Raw genomic sequence first — 18021 nt, forward strand, 5'->3', positions numbered from 1 at the left:
GACGGCATTTAAGTATTCTTTTTTAAATTGAATGGACTATATTTTTAATCCTTTTTTTTAACATCGTTCTCTAATATTGTTCCTTGCCATTAAAAGTCAGTAAATCCATTTTAGATAAGTAGGATAGTAAATAAGCATGAGTGATATCCAAGAGCCGCTAGTTGTATTACAGCATCGTATGCAGCAGCGCCAGATTTTAGCGATGATGGGTATCACTCAGTGGGTGCAGCCGAGCTCTGATACCCTGAGTATCGCAGATATTTCCGCTCCTACTCTGGCTGATCTGGCTACCACTCACTCGACTATCGTTAATACCAGCACGACCTCTATTCCTGCTGCTGCGACCATTGAACAGCCAAGTGTTAAGTCTCCTAATGGTGATGATATAAGCGTTAGGATGTCGCATTCAGCATCTGCTGATTCGCTATCAGGTATAGTGGATGATGAGTCTACTAATCACTATTATGATGATGCTAATGAGATAGGTGTACACCATTCTGACCAGCAAAGCCCTGTTACTTATAGTTTTGACTCGACTACTCCTAACATCTCTAAGCCCGCCGTGACTTCCCTTGTAAATACTGTCGTTCAGCAAACTGCGATTGATAATGTAAATAATACTGCAAGCTTTGAAGATGGTAGTTTTAAAGAAGAGGGCTTTCAAGAGGAAAGCTTTACAAAGGTAGCACCCTTTGATTTACAAGGTGGTCGCTATGGTGATTGGGTGATTTTGGTGGACATCCAAGCCCTTAATCATGACAGCCAAAAACTGTGGCAAAATATCACCCAAGCGTTATCCATCAGTTGTGAGACGACATCGTTCCCTATTTGTGAAGGTATGGATACAGCGGAGCTTGCTAATGCCAGCCTTGCTGGATATGTCTTTAAAATTGGTCGCAGCGAAGAGATACAGGTAGTGACATTGACCGCACTTCCTGAAGGTTTGGAACATCCTAACCTGACGACTGCACCCACGTTGGATGAGATGCTTACTGATAGTAATCTCAAACGTCAGCTTTGGGAGCAGTTATCGAGTCACAGTTAAAGGCTTACCACTTACTATGATAGAGATTAAAAAATAACGATAAAATTCACCTTCAACATTCAACCTTTAATAACCACGATGACTTCATCATATTTAGGATATTGATTATGACCACTAAAGCCGCTCCTAACCGCGTACCCAATTTTTCAGCGGGACCTGCTACTATACCGACGGCCGTATTATCACGCGCTCAAGAAGAGTTGCTTGATTGGCAGGGACGCGGCATGTCGGTCATGGAAGTGAGTCACCGTAGTAAAGAATACATCGCGATTACCGAAAAAGCCGAAGCCAAATTGCGCTCATTGATGGAGATTCCAGATAACTATAAAGTGCTGTTTTTACAAGGTGGCGCTAGCTTACAGTTTTCAGCGATTCCATTAAACCTGCTAAATGGTGGGCGCGCAGACTATCTAACGACGGGTGCATGGTCTGGTAAAGCGGTCAAAGAAGCACAGCGCTATGCCAAACTGGGTCTTGGTGAAGTTAACGAAGTTGCAACCGGTAAAGACAGTAACTTTACTGATGTACCAGCCGAGAGCGAGTGGAATATTAGCAAAGATGCCGCTTATTTTCATTACTGTGCCAACGAAACCATTCATGGTTTGCAAATATTTGAGCCGCCACAAGTCGATGCGCCGATTGTCGTCGATATGTCTTCTTGCATTTTGTCACAGCCAATCGACGTGTCTAAATTTGGCATGATTTACGCGGGCGCGCAAAAAAATATCGGGCCAGCAGGTCTGATTATCGTGATTATCCGTGAAGACCTATTAGGTCAAGCGAGTGAATGGTGCCCACTGCTGATGAACTATGAGCATCAAGCTGAAAAAGAATCAATGTCAAACACACCAGCGACATATTCTTGGTATTTAGCAGGGCTAGTCTTTGATTGGTTAGAAGAGCAGGGCGGCGTTGCTGCTATCGGCAAAATCAACCAACAAAAAGCCGATTTACTCTATAAAACAATTGATGATAGCAGTTTTTATAGCAACCCAGTTGACCCCAAATATCGCTCTATCATGAATGTGCCTTTTACCTTAGCCGACAGCAGCCTTGATAAAGTATTCTTAGAAGAGTCGGAAGCGGCAGGCTTGATGAATCTAAAAGGTCACCGCGATGTGGGCGGTATGCGTGCCAGCATTTACAATGCAGTGTCATTAGATTGGGTGCAGCAGTTGGTTGACTTTATGATTGCGTTTGAGAAAAAACACGCATAAATTATGGATAGACTTTAAAATAAAAGACGCAACTTTTATAAGCTGCGTCTTTTTTTATACGCGTCAGTATTCTTTTAAGATAAATGATGCATCATGTAGCAACTCTAACGCTGCAAACCATTAGGTTAAAAAACCTAAGTTTGTTATGATAAAATTCTGCAGCACTCACTCTTTTCAATTATATGGTAGCACTTAAGTAAAATTTCATCATATTCATTGGGCTAGCACAAGGGTTTGTTATAACTTTATTATGATAAAAAATACCATGCTAAAAGTCATCTTGTTAGTGGCAACATTAGGAGCAATGGCGAGCTGGATACCAGTTAGTATCGCGGCGCCAATCACCACTACTGCGCTTGGTCATAATAGTACCACTGAGTATATTAATGCGCCGTTTATGCCTTATGCCAACCCAAAGGCACCGACAGGCGGTACATTATCACTTGAGGCGCGTGGTACTTTTAACGCGGCCAACAAGTGGATGACCACAGGTGTGGCGATGGTTGGCACCGATTATCTATATGATACCTTGATGACTGGCTCATTAAATGAAGCCTTTACCATGTATCCGCAGCTGGCAACCAAAGTAACTTATGATCCTGATGACACCAGTTGGATTATCTATTATATTAATCCTGCTGCGCGCTTTTGGGATGGCACGCCAGTCACCAGTAGTGACGTCAAAGCGACTTATGATGCGCTGTTAAATAAAGGGCCAATGTATATTCGCAGCTATTTGGGTGATATTAAAGACATTCAGATTATTAATGACCAACAAGTGAAGTTTATCTTTGCCTCTGCTGACAATAAAGAGATTTTATTAACCGTCGGACAGTTTCCTATTTTTGCTAAGTCCTCTATCGATACTGATTTTGAAAAAATAACCTTGACGCCATTGATGGGCAGTGGACCTTATAAGTTAGGACGTGTCGATGCAGGGCGCTCGGTCAGCTATGTACGTGATCCCAATTATTGGGGTCGTGATTTGATGGTCAATCGCGGTCGTTATAACTTTGATATGATTAAGTTTGTATATTATCAAAGCGATGAGATTGCCTTTGAAGGTTTTAAGTCTGGTCAATATCGTTTTCGCCCTGAGAATAAAGCGTCGAACTGGGCAACGGGTTATAACTTCCCTGCAGTCAAGGCAGGTCTTATCAATCAAGAAACCATAAGCAGCGAAAACCCAGTACCAATGCAAGGTCTGGTCATGAATATGCGACGTCCCATCTTTCAAGATATTCGCGTTCGCCAAGCACTGAGCAAGGCTTACGACTTTGAGTGGATGAATAAGACCTTGTTTCATGGGCAGTATGAACGCTTACAAAGTTTCTTTCATGGCTCCGAGCTTGCCGCAACAGGGGTGCCATCTGCTGAAGAGATGCAGGTGCTTACGCCTTTATTACCTAAGCTTGAACCGCTGCAACGTCAAGCCGTATTAATGGAGTGGCAATTGCCGACCAGTGACGGTAGTGGCTTTAACCGTAAAGAGTTACTAGAAGCGCGGCAGCTGTTGCTAGATGCTGGATTTTATTATAACGATATGAAGCTATATCAGCCCAATGGACAACTTGCTCATATTGAGGTTTTAATGATGGGCGATACTATGGGTCGGGTGCTGCTGCCATATATTCGAAATCTAAAGCGCTTAGGATTTGATGCCACGTTACGTCAAGTCGACGGACCACAATATTACGAGCGGGTACGCCGTTTTGACTACGACATGATAGTTGATAAATTTGCTCAGAGTTTATCCCCTGGTGCGGAACAAGTTGGCTTTTGGGGTAGCTCAGCGGCTGACCAAGCGGGTAATAGAAATACTATCGGCATCAAAAACCCAGAGATTGACGCGGTGATAGAGCAGCTTGGTAATGCTAAAACTCGCGACGATACTATATTATATACTCAGGTGCTCGATCGTCTACTACGTGCTGGTCATTATTTAGTGCCTTTATACGGCAAATCAGCGACCAATGTCGCCTATTGGGATCAATACCGTCATACTGAAAAACTGCCCTCTAATGCCATCGGTATTGACTACTGGTGGACGGACAAAGAAGCAGAAGCACGTATTAACCAATACTTGAAGCAATGATTTAGAACAATACATGAAATAACGCTGCATCTTAAAATTTTATTTCGTTTAAAAAATCAATAAAAGACATCAGCAATAAAGATAACTACTGGTAAGGATTTAATATGACTATTCGCATTCACCCAATCAAAGCGTTCAATGACAATTATATTTGGACATTGATTAATGAAAATAATAAACAGGCGATCGTTATTGATCCTGGTCAAGCTGAGCCTGTCATGAGTTATTTGGAAGAAAATAAATTAGAGCTGACGTCTATCTGGACGACTCATCATCATCATGACCATATCGGCGGTGTCGCAGAACTGCAAGAGTCTTATCCGATGACGCATCTGGTTGCGCATACTGAGCATAATGTTGATGAAGATCAAACCATCAAAGATGGTAGTACCGTCAGTGCGTGGGGCTGTGCAGCACAAGTATGGGATGTGTCCGGTCATACTGCTAGCCACGTGGCTTATATATTAGATATTGACGGGCTTAAACATTGCTTTTGTGGCGATACTTTATTTAGTGCTGGATGCGGACGGGTATTTACTGGGACGATTGAGCAATTACACAACAGCTTTAAGCGTTTAAATGGTTTGCCAGCTGAGACGCTGCTATATCCTGCGCATGAATATACCGCCAGTAATCTGCGCTTTGGACTATCTATTGAACCTACTAATGAAGCAATGCAGCAAACTCTGGTTCAAGCAGAAGAAAAAACCGCCCAAGGTATTCCGACGTTGCCAGTCTCTCTAGAACATGAGCGCGCAGTCAATGTGTTTTTACGGACGCAAGAGCCGAGTGTGATAGCAGGGGTGAAGTCTAAAGCAACTATCGATGATGATAAATCTTTGGCTGTATTTGCTGCGTTACGTGAGCTTAAAAATAGCTTTTAAACCATAATGGGCACTTCGACTGACGTTTTGATAGTTATTAGCTGCGTATTATTTCTGCCGTCATATTTATTATCTTAGGAAGCCACCGTTATGGGTCGTTATATCTTAAAAAGGTTACTGCTGATATTACCGACGCTTTTTTTGATATTGCTCGCAAACTTTGTGATTGTACAAGCAGCGCCTGGTGGTCCTGTCGAGCAGCAGCTGGCGCTTATCGAGCAAGGTGCAAAAGACAATGCACTTGGCGGTAATATTGGCGCGGGTAGTGCGGGAAATAACAGTACCTATCAAGGTACGCGTGGCTTATCTGAGGAAATGGTTGCAGCGATTAATGCCCAATACGGCTTTGATAAATCGGCACCTGAGCGCTTTTGGCTCATGTTAAAGAATTACGCTCAGCTAGATTTTGGCGAGTCTTTTTTTAAAGGGCAGTCGGTAACGGATTTGATTATCGAGAAATTACCCGTTTCTATCTCGCTTGGGCTCTGGAGCACGCTGCTGATTTATATGATAGCGATTCCACTAGGTATCTATAAAGCCATGCATCATGGCTCGGGGATTGATAAAGTTACTGCCATGCTACTGGCTATCGGGCATGCAATACCCGTTTTCGTATTTGCCGTTATATTACTGGTGTTTTTTGCAGGTGGTAGCTACTGGAATATCTTTCCACTGCAAGGCTTGACCTCTGAGAATTTTGATCAATTAAGCGCGCTGGGCAAAATCAAAGATTACTTTTGGCATTTGGCGCTACCGCTGCTAGCAAGTACGGTTGGTGGTTTTGCGGGCTTGACTTATTTGACCAAGTTTAGCTTTTTAGAAGAGCTGGGTAAGCAATATGTGCTTACTGCTCGTGCCAAAGGCTTGGCTGAGCGTCAAGTGCTATACGGACATGTGTTTCGTAATGCCATGCTGATTATTATTGCAGGTATTCCAGCGGCTATCGTTGGCATTTTCTTTGCCGGAAACTTCTTAATCGAGATTATTTTTAAACTTGATGGTTTGGGGTTGTTAGGTTTTGAAGCCATTCAGCAGCGCGATTATCCGGTGATATTTGGTACATTGTTTATTTTTACCTTGGTCGGACTGTTATTACAGTTAATCAGTGATTTGAGTTATCACTTGATTGATCCTCGTATTGATTTTGAGGGGCGATAATGTCAGATAAAATATCAAATCATCCGTTACCTTCAACGCCTTCATCTGCATCTCCTGTCTCTATGCCAAAAAAACGTCGCCTAAATCCTATCTGGCAGGCACGCCTCAACCGCTTTCGCCGTAATCGTCTAGGCGTCGTATCATTATTCATTTTTGCGCTGATATTCGTCATTTGTATGGCAGCCAATGTGATTGCCAATGACAAGCCGCTACTGGTGCAGTATCAAGGCGATTATTACTTTCCTGTTCTAAAAGCCTATCCTGAAACGGCTTTTGGTGGGGTGTTTGAGACTGAAGCCAATTATAAAGACCCTGCGGTACAGACGCTGATTAATGAGCAGGGTTTTTACATTATGCCGCCGATTCCATTTGCCGATCAGACACCTAATGTTGAGCTAGGTATCCCATATCCAGCAGCGCCCAATAGCCAGAACTGGCTTGGTACTGATGACTTAGGCCGCGACGTGTTGGCGCGGATACTTTATGGCATGCGGGTGTCGTTACTTTTTGGTTTAGCATTAACACTTGCTGGGGCAGTGATTGGTATTATCGTCGGTGCGATACAAGGCTATTACGGTGGTTGGGTGGATTTGGCAGGACAGCGCTTCATGGAAGTATGGGGCGGTATGCCGCAGCTGTTTATGATTATTATTTTGGTCAGCTTATTCAGCCCCAGTATCACCATGCTATTTGCCATGATGTTGTTATTTGGCTGGATGGGCTTGGTCGGTTTGGTGCGGGCAGAGTTTTTGCGCGCGCGTAACTTTGACTATGTACGTGCCGCCCGTAATCTAGGGGTTGCGGATAGCCAAATTATGCTGAGACATATCTTACCCAATGCTCTAGCTTCAAGCTTATCGCAGCTGCCATTTATATTGACAGCTAATATTATCGCTTTGACAGCGTTAGATTTCTTGGGTTATGGCTTGCCACCTGGATCACCGTCGCTCGGTGAGCTGATGGTACAAGGGAAAAATAATCTCGATGCGCCATGGCTTGCGCTATCTGGGTTTTTTAGTTTGACCTTTATTTTATCATTGCTGATTTTCGTTGGCGAAGCGCTGCGTGATGCGTTTGATCCGAGGCGCTCCTGATATGACAACTGATGATGTGATAACGACTAATATGACGACTACTGAGCAAAGTGTTACTGAGCACAATGCCCATTTAAATGATAGTCATAGCAATAACCAAAATAAGCTGATGCTGACCGTGGATAAGCTGAGCATTGTTACCAATACTGGCTTAACGTTAGTTGATAATCTGTCTTATGCGCTTAGGCAAGGACAAACCCTTGCTATCGTTGGTGAATCGGGCTCTGGCAAATCCATTGCAAGTCTCGCGCTATTAGGCTTATTGCCAGACAGTTTGACCGTTAGCGGTGAGGTGAAGCTAGCAGGGTCAGCAGGGTTGACTGTGTTACCGATAGCCAATACCAATGTTAATGTTAGTGCTAAGGCACGTAACGCTGCGCTGCGCTCTATTCGCGGACAGCGCATCGGCATGGTGTTTCAAGAACCAATGACAGCGCTCAATCCACTACATACGGTCGGCAAACAAATTGCTGAATCACTACGTCTAGTTGGTGTGCCCAAGAAACACTGGCAAAGTCAAACAATCGATTTACTAAATGATGTCAATATTACCAATCCGATTGATAAGCTGAACCGCTATCCGCATGAGCTATCAGGTGGTCAACGTCAGCGAGTGATGATTGCCATGGCATTGGCACAGCAGCCTGATATTTTAATCGCTGATGAGCCGACCACCGCGCTTGATGTGACTCTCCAACATGAGATTCTCGCTCTATTAGATGATCTTAAGCGTCAGCATAATATGGCGATGGTTCTTATTAGCCATGACCTCAATCTGGTCAGGCGCTACAGTGATGATGTCATCGTGATGCGCCAAGGCCAAACGATTGAGCAAGGGCAAACCATAAGTGTGTTCAATCAGCCTAAAGCCGAATATACCCGCTCGCTAATCAAACAAGACTTTGGCCAAGCACTGAACTTCTCTAATGATGATAAAATTCAGCAATCAACCGTATTGCAAGTCAGCAATTTACAAGTACAGTTTCCCATTGAAAAAAGTCTGTTTGGTGGTACTAAGCGCTGGTTTGATGCGGTAAAAAATGTTGATATGACGCTACAGAAAGGGTGGGCGTTAGGCATTGTAGGTGAGTCAGGCTCTGGAAAAACCACGATAGCGCTTGCGTTAAGTCAATTACTTAGCAATCAAGCGCGTGTGGGTGGCGAGATAATGGTTAATGGACAAGATATTTCAGTATTGTCCAAGGGTGAGCTACGTCAGTTTCGCTCGCAAATTCAAATGGTATTTCAAGACCCATTTGCCAGTATCAATCCACGTATGACGGTGATGCAAATCATTGAAGAAGGATTGCTCGTACAAGGCGTTGATAAGGCAGCACGGCAGCAGGCGGTGATGGATAGCCTTACTACCGTGCATCTGCCAGCTGAGTTTTCGCATCGCTATCCGCATGAGCTATCAGGTGGTCAACGTCAACGGGTAGCACTTGCTCGCGCACTCATTATGCAGCCGAGTCTATTGATACTGGATGAGCCGACGTCCGCGCTTGATAGTACCACGCAGGTGACCGTCGTTAATTTACTACGTGAAATTCAACAGAAACTACAAATCAGTTATGTGTTTATTAGTCATGACTTAAAAGTGGTGCGCGCCTTATGTCAGCAAGTTATGGTGCTTAAAGATGGCATATGTATTGAGTCTGGACGTACTGAAGATGTTTTTAATAGCCCACAGCATCCCTATGCGCAGCAGTTGCTGCAGGCGAGTATGATTTAGTTTAGCCAAAAAGAGTTAAGCAGATAGGGTCAAATAAGCAGAACATGGCAGTTCATACTAATTGCGATATCCTAAAAATAGCAGTGATACAATAAGTTAAACAGACGTTCACTTTAGTTAGAGGCTTAAATTTGTTTAATTGTTAGTTAAAGAGCCGTTTAAATTGCTGCTTTAAAGGATTGTCATCGCTATTATTACCCTCATTAAAAAGGATTTTTACTCATGAAAAAACAAAATAGTATTGCTAAATTAGTAAATAACAAGTTAGTAAATACTAATGGATTGCAGAATGTTGGTTATTTAGCCGTTGCTAAAACACGCGCTAAAGTCTTAAAAGCGTTCGCTTATGTTGTTCCAATTAGAAGACCAATGCTATTTGTTGGTGAGAGCTCTTGTGAAGAGCTATGTGATATGGCCATCAACGAAGGCAGCACCAATGTATTTATCGTCACTGATGCCGTGCTTAATAAGCTAGGTATCCCAGCCAAAGTGACTGATTATCTAGATAGCAAAAATATCAGCTATACCGTTTATGACGGCATTACCCCAGACCCTACTTTTAAAGTTGTCGAAGAGGGACTGCGCAAATCTATCGATGCTAAGTGCGATTCGATTATTGCCATCGGTGGTGGTTCGGTCATTGATGCGGCTAAGATGATTGCGATGTCACAAGGCAATAGCTGCAAGCCGCAACAGCTTATCGGCATTCTTAAAGCCAGGAAGCCTTCTATGCCGCTCTATTGTATTCCTACCACGGCTGGCACAGGTTCAGAAGCAACCCTTGGTGCAGTAGTATCAGACGATAAAACACATCAAAAAGCGCTGTCTATTGACCCAAGAATGGTGCCATTAGCAGCGGCTATTGACCCTGTTATTATGAAAGGCATGCCTGCTCATATCACAGCGGATACGGGTATCGATGTTTTAACGCACGCGCTTGAAGCTTGGATGAGTGCCAATGCCAGCGTCGAGACCGACTATTATGCGGCTTCTGCGGTCAAATCTGTGATGCAAAACCTACCGCTGGTTTATAAAGATGGCGGCAATCTTAAAGCCAGAGAAGCAATGGGTATTGCCGCTCATTACGGCGGTATCGCCTTTAATAAAGCGGGTCTTGGTTACGTTCATGCTATCGCTCACCAGTTAGGCGCGCACTATAGTATTCCTCACGGTCGTGCCAATGCCATCGTGCTGCCGTATGTGCTTGATGTCAATCGTCAAGGAAGTAAAAAAAGACTGGCAGAGTTGGCTCGCAAGACTGGTATGGTAAAATCAGGACAAGCTAGTAAGAGTGATGCTGAGATTGCCGACCACCTCATCGCGCAAGTACGCGAACTGATTGCCACCTTGAATATCGATCCAACGGTGAAAGGCATGCAAAGCAGTGATTTTGATAAAATTGCTAAAGCAGCAGCAAAAGAAGTCAGTGATACTTATGCTGTACCGACTTATCTATCAGCGTCTGAAATCAAGGCTATTTTAACCAAAATTCAGCAAGCCAGTGATGAGCGTTCTGCTGCAAAATAAAAGAATAACTAAGCTATATTGATATAATATAAAAGAGCACACTACGCTGTCCGTAATGTGCTCTTTTTTTAATAATAATACTTTGTAGCAAACTTATCTTATTAAGATAATTGTGTATAATTCAGGATTTTACTGTTTAATTATATTAAATAATATCTAATTACTGTTAAATGTTTATAACAATATAGGTGTAGTTTAGTGAGGTCAAAGAGTTATCATGGTTATATTATATTACTTTTAGGAGGTATCGATGAATCATAAATTAAAGACGGGCGCTATTACGATGGCTGTAGCAGCCATCAGTATGGTTTTCGTTGGCTGTGCTGCCACCGAAAATACGCCCGCTGTGAAAAATACTGCCATCGATAATCCTTATGCGCCAACGGATCCAAATCTCGCAGTCGCTACGGTCGCTGGCGGTTGTTTTTGGTGCGTGGAAGCGGGTTATGAAAAAATACCTGGCGTTGTAGAAGTGGTCTCTGGCTATACCGGCGGTCAATCGACCAATCCAACTTATAGCACTGTATCAGCAGGCGGCACAGGGCATACTGAAGCGGCCCGAGTCTATTATGACCCGACGAAAATCACCTATAATGGTATCGTTCAAGCATTATGGCGAATTGGGGATCCTACCGATGACAAAGGTCAGTTTGTAGATCGTGGTACTCAGTATCGTCCCGCTATTTTTTATAATAATGCACAAGAAAAGCACATAGCGGAAGCTGCTAAGCAATCACTGCAAGACTCTGGTATCTATAGCAAACCAGTTGTGATTGAAATTGTTGCTGCTAGCAAGTTTTACCCTGCTGAAGAGTATCATCAAGATTATTATAAGAAAAACCCAATCCGCTATAAGGCTTATACCTTTAATTCCGGGCGCTATCAATTTATCGAAAGTGTCTATGGTAAAGACTACGAGCTGGATTTTAGCCAGTTTAAACCTACGGCGGCAGATAGCGTACAAGCAACATCAAACAATGCGTCAGCTACTAAAGCTAGCACAGGATTTAATCCAGATACCTTTGTGAAGCCTGCACAGGATGAGCTAAAGCAGTCGCTAAGTGATATTCAATATAAAGTCACTCAAAAAGACGGCACCGAACGCGCTTTTGATAATGAATATTGGGATAATAAAGCGCCTGGGCTGTATGTCGATGTGATATCGGGGGAGCCACTATATTCCTCTCGTGACCAATACAAATCTGGCACTGGCTGGCCAAGCTTTACCCGTCCATTGAGCACAGATATGGTCGTTGAGAAGGAAGACCGAGGGATATTCGGAAGCCGTACCGAGATTCGTAGCCGCTATGCAGACTCACACGTCGGTCATGTGTTTGATGATGGTCCAGCACCGACAGGCAAGCGCTACTGTATGAATTCAGCGGCAATGCGTTTTATTCCACTGGCGCAGATGGAAGCAGAAGGTTATGGCAATTGGATTGCTGAAGTAAGCTAGGTTAGTTAAGCCTCGTTATATTGCAATTAATGGTTGATTGCTAATTATTAATGATAGCTATATTGAAAGGTACGCATTAAAAAAGGATACTTAAGTATCCTTTTTTATTATCTATTGTTATTTGAAGCGTTAGAATGCAGGCTGACGTCTAGGGATCGCACTCAAAAACTCATTGCGCGCTTGATTGTCATGTACGTACTCACCCAACATCGATGTTGTACGTGTGGTGGAGTGCTGTTTATTTACGCCACGCATCATCATACACATATGTGCTGCATCCATCACTACTGCTACGCCGCGACAGCCAGTGACATCCATGATAGTTTGTGCCACTTGTTCGCTTAAATTTTCTTGAACTTGTAAGCGACGGGCGAACATGTCGACGATACGGGCAAATTTTGATAAGCCCAGTACTTGACCATTGGGTAAATAGCCTACATGAGCGATACCATGAAAAGGCAGCATATGATGTTCGCACAATGAATAAAATTCAATATTTTGTACCAATACCAGCTCGCGATTGCTCGATGGAAACAGGGCGTCGTTGACGACTTCATCCAAGCTTTGATGATAACCTTGGGTTAAATGTGCAAAAGCTTTTGCGGCACGCATCGGCGTCTCTTCAAGACCGGGACGCTGTAAGTCCTCGCCAGTTGAGAGAATCAGTTGACGATAAGACTCAACGCTTTCTTGGTAATCTGATGCTATTGTTGGGGTGTTACTCATAAGTTTGGCAGCCATCCAAAATGTGGGTGTAGCTTAACGCTAAATCCCTAATTACGAACAGTTATAAATAACTGTTGTAAAGGATTTTTATAAAAATTGTGCAAGCTGGGAAGGGCTGTGATTATACTTGAAATCTCCTTAACTTCATACTGCTGTGGCGAGCAGTTGGGCGTTTAATCAATATTAGACGACATTATAAGGGAATACAGTTTACGACTGTTTACTTAAATTAATTCGTGTATAATGACTTATTTTATAATTTGTACTTTTTACGCTGTGATATTCATCGTATCTAATCACTCTAAATAACTTAATATGATTAAACAATTTTGATCGACCCAAAAGGAAATATTATGCTACTACAAGGACAACGATTTGTCGTGACAGGCATTGCGAGCAAACTGTCTATCGCTTGGGCTATCGCTGAGGCACTGCACCGTGAAGGTGCCTCATTAATTCTCACTTATCCTAATGATAAGATCAAAAAGCGTGTCGATATGGCAGCGGAGAAATTCGAAGCAGATTTGGTACTTGAGTGTGATGTGGCGTCTGATGAGTCTATCGCTGCTTGCTTTGAGCAAGTCACTGCCCATTGGGGTGATGGAATCGATGGTGTGGTACATGCGATTGGCTTTGCGCCGATGGATCAGCTTGATGGCGATTTTGTTAAGGCGACGACCCGTGAAGGCAGTCAAATTGCCCATGATATCTCAAGCTATAGTTTTGTGGCATTAGCCAAAGAAGCTCGTGCTTTATTGGCCATGCGTCATGGTTCGATGCTGACATTAACATATGAAGGTAGTATCTCGGTATTGCCAAACTACAACGTCATGGGTATGGCAAAGGCCAGCCTCGAAGCCAGTGTTCGCTATTTGGCTACTTCGATGGGCGGTGAAGGCATTCGTGTCAATGCGATCTCAGCAGGTCCTATTCGCACGCTTGCTGCCAGTGGCATCAAATCATTCCGTAAAATGCTCGATATCAGCGAAAAAATCGCGCCGCTACAACGTAATATCACACAAACCGAAGTCGGTAATGCGGCGCTTTTCTTGCTATCACCTTGGGCATCTGGTATTACCGGCGAGATTATGTTTGTTGACGCAGGTTTTAATACTGTAGCTATCAGTGAGCAGTTAATGATGCTTGATGAGCCGAAATAACCCACTTCAATAGTCGGTTATAGGGTTTTATACATCAGGAAGGCAGCCAATCGGTTGCCTTTTTTGGTTATAATAGATGCTTTTTGGTGATAAGCCATTAGGCGGCGAATATGATAACCAAATTACCAAAGTGGATATTGTGGGGCGGGGCAGTACTGGCATTCAGTGCTGGCTGTGTTAACACTGCTGCGTTAATGGGGTTTACCAATCTATCGGTTTCTCATGTCACTGGCAACGTAAGCTTATTTGCAGCGGCTATTGCTTACTTGGATGTGCGTAGTATCTTGTATATCGGTGCGCTACTATTGTCTTTTTTGGCAGGTGCGATACTGAGTGGTTATGTAATTGGGCAGACATCATTAAAGTTAGGTAGGCGCTATGGTAGTGCGCTATATATCGAGGCGGCACTGTTAATGGCCAGCTACTGGTTGTATCAGCAGCATGATTATTTAGGACAGTTGGCAGCGGCAATGGCATGCGGATTACAGAATGCCATGGTAGCGACTTATAGCGGTGCGGTTATTCGTACCACCCATTTGACAGGTTTGACATCAGATATGGGCGCAGCGATTGGCAACTGGTTGGCGGGCCGATCGATTAGCAAACCGACATTAGGGTTTCAAGCCATTATTTGGTATTGCTTTTGCGGTGGCAGCGCCGTTGGAGCATTTTTATTCGCCAAGGTTGGCTATGAAGCGCTATTTGTACCCATTGCTATCGTCTTGACGGCAGCATTTATATATAACTATGTCTCAGATCGCCTGCCAGAAAAAAGAGAGCCAAAACACGAAAGGCGCTCATCATAATGATAAGCACCTTTCGTGTTTTGGCTTGTGTAATCATAAAACGTTGGTTTACTTCTCACCTTCATGGTCTTCATGTTCATGCATGCCCTGCATCATATCGAGTGCAGAGTCATCGGTACGCTGCTGGTCTTTTTTAGCCAAACCGTCTTGATTGATATCTCTTGGTGCCATTTTAGTGGTTGAGTCTGTTTTATTTGCATCTGTCATAAAGTGCTCCTATTTATTGTTATTCATTTTTCGATATAAATACTAATAAAAAATAGTTGTTAAGCTATTACTGGTATTAGAAATTTGTTTTGACTTATTTAGTATGAGATAGCACCATACGCTTGTACATACTAAGTGTACGCTTGTTTAGTGACGATGTGTAACCACACATCACAAGGTTTGCTGTCTAATTAAAAGCAATTACTTGGTTATAAGTTGCTCTCACTCACTCTTAGCGTTCGGTTCAAAAATAAAAAACTCATGAGATAAATGTCATCTCTATAAAGTACCGTTTTAAGGTACATTTCCTAAAACGCATTAAAGTAATTCTTTACCTGTGAAATAACCATATTTATTGCAAATTTTATAAGGGCTTTTTTATAAAGGCTTTGTTGCATCAGCTTTTTGTTATATATCTGTTATGATAACGGCGTATTTTTTGTGGTTGCTGGTTGAATAGCCGTCAATCGCTAACATGCGTTTTTATTTTAGCGTCTTTTTACACTGTCTTTGGGAAAATAAGGACATTTTATGTCAGAGCAAAAACTAGATAGCCATCTTCCTGATGATGGCAATGAGTATTTATTTACCGATACCTTTCCAAAGGGTACTGGTAAAGGGTTGATAGTGGTCGCTATTGCGGCAGTTATCAGTATGATTATTTATAATGTATTACCATTCGATATCAACGCCAATAAGGGTCTTGCCTTATTGTTCTTCATCGGCGTATTGTGGCTAACGGAAGCGTTGCACGTCACGATTACGGCACTATTGGTAGTCGTGGTTGGTGCCTTAGTTGGTATACCAGAATTCGATGCCGAAATAGGCTTACAAAGCTTTGCCAATCCGACCATTTATTTGTTTTTTGGTGGTTTTGCTTTAGCGGCAGCCTTGCATGTGCAGCAATTGGATAAAAAAATTGCCCTGAAGATTTTATCGATGTCAGGTGGCAAATTAAGCACGGCAGTATTTTTGATATTTGGCGTGACCGCATTTTTGTCGATGTGGATATCGAATACTGCGACGGCGGCGATGATGTTGCCATTAGCACTGGGTATTTTAACGCAAGTTGACCGTGAAAAAGACCGAGGTACTTTTGTATTTGTACTATTAGGTATCGCTTACTCAGCAAGCCTTGGTGGTTTAGGTACGATCGTTGGTTCGCCGCCAAATGCTATCGCTGCAAAGGCGCTCAATATTGCTTTTGTGGACTGGATGAAGTTTGGTGTGCCGATGATGCTGGTATTATTGCCGCTATTGTTAGGCGCGATGTATGTGTTTTTGAAGCCCAACCTGAATCGTAAAATTGTACTGGTTGAAGATGAGCCTATTGTATGGAATAAACCTCGCGTAGTGACGATTATCGTCTTCATTGTCACCGCATTGAGCTGGATTTTCTCCAAAAAGATTGGGGCTGCGCTTGATATTACAGATACTGACGCAGTTATTGCCTTATCAGCTGCTGCCGCTGTGGTCAGCTTAGGTTTGGTATCGTGGAAGCAAGTGTCTGATAATACAGATTGGGGTGTACTCATGCTGTTCGGTGGTGGTATTGCCCTGTCGACGATTCTGAAAGTGTCAGGTGCGTCCTTGGTGCTAGGGGAGACGGTCGCTAATGCCTTGTCTTCTGCACCGCTTATCGTGGTGATGATTGCGGTATCAGCATTTATTATTTTCTTGACGGAGTTTGCTTCTAATACCGCCTCTGCTGCACTGCTGGTTCCCGTATTTGCTGCCATTGCAGAGCAGATGGGTTTACCTCACGAAGTGCTGGTATTAGTCATCGGTATTGGCGCATCTTGTGCCTTTATGCTACCAGTTGCGACACCGCCAAATGCGATTGTCTTTGGTACGGGGTTGATTAAACAGAGCGAAATGATCCGTACGGGTGTCATTCTTAATATCATTGCTACCTTTGTCGTCGGATTGTGGGCTTATTTCTTCTTAATATAGTTTAGCAATCACATTAATCATAATTTATGAAACCCAATGTCTCAATGATCACGAGCCATTGGGTTTTTTGTTTCTCTTTTCTCTTTTCTGTTCCTTTTTACGGTTAGTCGATGTATAACATAGTGATTTGTTAGGAAAATAAATAAGATGGCGCACTTTAACTCCAACTCTAATAACAAGCAATTAAATACTATCGCGGCTATTTCCGACATTCATAGTAATGTCTTCGCGCTTGAAGCCGTGCTGACTGATATTAAGCAACGTAATATTGAGCAAATTGTTAATCTGGGTGATATTTTATACGGACCGATAGCCCCCAAAGATACCTATGCGCTCTTAATGGCACAGCAGAACGATATCATTACTATTCGAGGTAATCAGGATAGACAGATTTATGAAACGACAACGGTGGAGATTGGCAACAACGCAACCATGGATTTTATCATAGAGGACTTGCCTAAAGCAGCGGTTAATTGGCTACAGAATTTGCCATTTGATTGTCATCTGAGTGAAGATGTTTATCTGTGCCATGGGTCACCAACCGATGACATGGTATATTTGTTAGAAAATATCGAGACGGGTCAGCCAACCTTACGTGATAATCTAGACATTTTGGCACAGCTTAACGGTATTGGCAGTTCAGTGATTATATGTGGTCATACTCATATTCCACGTACAGTCACGCTATCGACAGGTCAGATAATCATCAATACAGGTAGCGTGGGTTACCCTGCCTATGAAGATGACTTGCCTGTTTTGCACAAGATGCAAACCTATTCGCCCCATGCCAGTTACGCGCTTATTAAATGTGTTGATACTGAACAGGGTAAATACTGGCAAACTGAGCATATCAAGGTGCCTTATGATTATGAGGCTGCGGCTAAATTGGCTTCAATGAACGGTCGTGAAGACTGGGCGTTTGCACTGAGAACAGGGCGGGTGTTATAAATGTAGAAGTTGC

At 43.1% G+C, this 18021-nt stretch carries 15 protein-coding genes; 13 read left to right on the forward strand and 2 right to left on the reverse strand.

Annotated elements, in window-relative coordinates; translation table 11 throughout:
- Positions 1–136: 136 nt before the first annotated feature.
- From AK822_RS06880 to msrB, 9 genes are all read left to right on the forward strand, one after another.
- Positions 137–1045 carry a hypothetical protein gene (locus AK822_RS06880; protein ID WP_060491059.1) on the forward strand — a complete coding sequence of 303 codons (909 nt, stop codon included), beginning with the start codon at positions 137–139 and terminating at the stop codon, positions 1043–1045.
- Positions 1046–1152: 107 nt separating this feature from the next.
- Positions 1153–2262, forward strand: a complete 1110-nt coding sequence (serC, locus tag AK822_RS06885) for a 3-phosphoserine/phosphohydroxythreonine transaminase (protein ID WP_060491060.1) — start codon at positions 1153–1155, stop codon at positions 2260–2262.
- Positions 2263–2512: 250 nt separating this feature from the next.
- Positions 2513–4357 carry an extracellular solute-binding protein gene (locus AK822_RS06890; protein WP_060491061.1) on the forward strand — a complete coding sequence of 615 codons (1845 nt, stop codon included), beginning with the start codon at positions 2513–2515 and terminating at the stop codon, positions 4355–4357.
- A 104-nt stretch (positions 4358–4461) separates the two neighbouring features.
- Positions 4462–5241, forward strand: a complete 780-nt coding sequence (gene gloB / locus AK822_RS06895; protein ID WP_060491062.1) for a hydroxyacylglutathione hydrolase — start codon at positions 4462–4464, stop codon at positions 5239–5241.
- A gap of 90 nt (positions 5242–5331) precedes the next feature.
- On the forward strand, positions 5332–6399 hold the full coding sequence (locus AK822_RS06900) for a microcin C ABC transporter permease YejB (RefSeq protein ID WP_060491063.1): 1068 nt from the start codon (positions 5332–5334) through the stop codon (positions 6397–6399).
- A gap of 62 nt (positions 6400–6461) precedes the next feature.
- Positions 6462–7493 carry an ABC transporter permease gene (locus AK822_RS06905; protein ID WP_205628078.1) on the forward strand — a complete coding sequence of 344 codons (1032 nt, stop codon included), beginning with the start codon at positions 6462–6464 and terminating at the stop codon, positions 7491–7493.
- Positions 7494–7524: 31 nt separating this feature from the next.
- Entirely contained in the window at positions 7525–9225 is a 1701-nt protein-coding gene (locus AK822_RS06910) for an ABC transporter ATP-binding protein (protein ID WP_087945696.1), read from the forward strand.
- Positions 9226–9447: 222 nt separating this feature from the next.
- Complete coding sequence (locus AK822_RS06915) at positions 9448–10752, forward strand: iron-containing alcohol dehydrogenase (protein ID WP_060491064.1); 1305 nt, start codon at positions 9448–9450, stop codon at positions 10750–10752.
- 250 nt (positions 10753–11002) lie between these two features.
- The gene (gene msrB, locus AK822_RS06920) at positions 11003–12208 is read left to right on the forward strand and encodes a peptide-methionine (R)-S-oxide reductase MsrB (RefSeq protein WP_060491065.1); all 1206 of its coding nucleotides are present in this window, start codon (positions 11003–11005) and stop codon (positions 12206–12208) included.
- Positions 12209–12337: 129 nt separating this feature from the next.
- On the opposite strand, the gene folE is transcribed toward msrB, so the two are convergent.
- On the reverse strand, positions 12338–12934 hold the full coding sequence (gene folE / locus AK822_RS06925) for a GTP cyclohydrolase I FolE (protein WP_228139076.1): 597 nt from the start codon (positions 12932–12934) through the stop codon (positions 12338–12340).
- Positions 12935–13287: 353 nt separating this feature from the next.
- On the opposite strand from folE, the gene AK822_RS06930 reads away from it, so the two are divergent.
- Positions 13288–14094 (forward strand): enoyl-ACP reductase FabI, encoded by an 807-nt coding sequence (locus AK822_RS06930; RefSeq protein WP_060491067.1) that lies wholly within the window; start codon positions 13288–13290, stop codon positions 14092–14094.
- 110 nt (positions 14095–14204) lie between these two features.
- On the forward strand, positions 14205–14900 hold the full coding sequence (locus AK822_RS06935; RefSeq protein ID WP_060491068.1) for a YoaK family protein: 696 nt from the start codon (positions 14205–14207) through the stop codon (positions 14898–14900).
- Positions 14901–14948: 48 nt separating this feature from the next.
- Here the strand turns inward: AK822_RS06935 and AK822_RS15000 are convergent, their stop codons facing one another.
- Positions 14949–15107, reverse strand: coding sequence for a hypothetical protein (locus AK822_RS15000; protein ID WP_167541670.1), 159 nt, complete (start codon positions 15105–15107; stop codon positions 14949–14951).
- Positions 15108–15638: 531 nt separating this feature from the next.
- On the opposite strand from AK822_RS15000, the gene AK822_RS06940 reads away from it, so the two are divergent.
- Both AK822_RS06940 and AK822_RS06945 read left to right on the forward strand, forming a co-directional pair.
- A complete protein-coding gene (locus AK822_RS06940) occupies positions 15639–17060 on the forward strand; it encodes an SLC13 family permease (RefSeq protein ID WP_060491069.1) in 1422 nt (473 codons plus the stop codon).
- A gap of 147 nt (positions 17061–17207) precedes the next feature.
- Positions 17208–18008 (forward strand): metallophosphoesterase family protein, encoded by an 801-nt coding sequence (locus AK822_RS06945; RefSeq protein ID WP_060491070.1) that lies wholly within the window; start codon positions 17208–17210, stop codon positions 18006–18008.
- Positions 18009–18021 lie beyond the last annotated feature (13 nt).

Origin of the sequence: Psychrobacter sp. P11F6 (assembly GCF_001435295.1) — a bacterium.
Taxonomy (GTDB): domain Bacteria; phylum Pseudomonadota; class Gammaproteobacteria; order Pseudomonadales; family Moraxellaceae; genus Psychrobacter.

Excerpts from the sequence above, each read along its gene's own strand:
- AK822_RS06930 (WP_060491067.1), top strand. The coding sequence starts at position 13,288 with ATGCTACTACAAGGACAACGATTTGTCGTGACAGGCATTGCGAGCAAA.
- AK822_RS06935 (WP_060491068.1), top strand. The coding sequence starts at position 14,205 with ATGATAACCAAATTACCAAAGTGGATATTGTGGGGCGGGGCAGTACTG.
- AK822_RS06900 (WP_060491063.1), top strand. The coding sequence starts at position 5,332 with ATGGGTCGTTATATCTTAAAAAGGTTACTGCTGATATTACCGACGCTT.
- AK822_RS06880 (WP_060491059.1), top strand. The coding sequence starts at position 137 with ATGAGTGATATCCAAGAGCCGCTAGTTGTATTACAGCATCGTATGCAG.
- AK822_RS06940 (WP_060491069.1), top strand. The coding sequence starts at position 15,639 with ATGTCAGAGCAAAAACTAGATAGCCATCTTCCTGATGATGGCAATGAG.
- AK822_RS06890 (WP_060491061.1), top strand. The coding sequence starts at position 2,513 with ATGATAAAAAATACCATGCTAAAAGTCATCTTGTTAGTGGCAACATTA.
- msrB (WP_060491065.1), top strand. The coding sequence starts at position 11,003 with ATGAATCATAAATTAAAGACGGGCGCTATTACGATGGCTGTAGCAGCC.
- AK822_RS06915 (WP_060491064.1), top strand. The coding sequence starts at position 9,448 with ATGAAAAAACAAAATAGTATTGCTAAATTAGTAAATAACAAGTTAGTA.
- AK822_RS06945 (WP_060491070.1), top strand. The coding sequence starts at position 17,208 with ATGGCGCACTTTAACTCCAACTCTAATAACAAGCAATTAAATACTATC.
- AK822_RS06910 (WP_087945696.1), top strand. The coding sequence starts at position 7,525 with ATGACGACTACTGAGCAAAGTGTTACTGAGCACAATGCCCATTTAAAT.
- AK822_RS06905 (WP_205628078.1), top strand. The coding sequence starts at position 6,462 with ATGCCAAAAAAACGTCGCCTAAATCCTATCTGGCAGGCACGCCTCAAC.
- folE (WP_228139076.1), bottom strand. The coding sequence starts at position 12,934 with ATGAGTAACACCCCAACAATAGCATCAGATTACCAAGAAAGCGTTGAG.
- serC (WP_060491060.1), top strand. The coding sequence starts at position 1,153 with ATGACCACTAAAGCCGCTCCTAACCGCGTACCCAATTTTTCAGCGGGA.
- gloB (WP_060491062.1), top strand. The coding sequence starts at position 4,462 with ATGACTATTCGCATTCACCCAATCAAAGCGTTCAATGACAATTATATT.
- AK822_RS15000 (WP_167541670.1), bottom strand. The coding sequence starts at position 15,107 with ATGACAGATGCAAATAAAACAGACTCAACCACTAAAATGGCACCAAGA.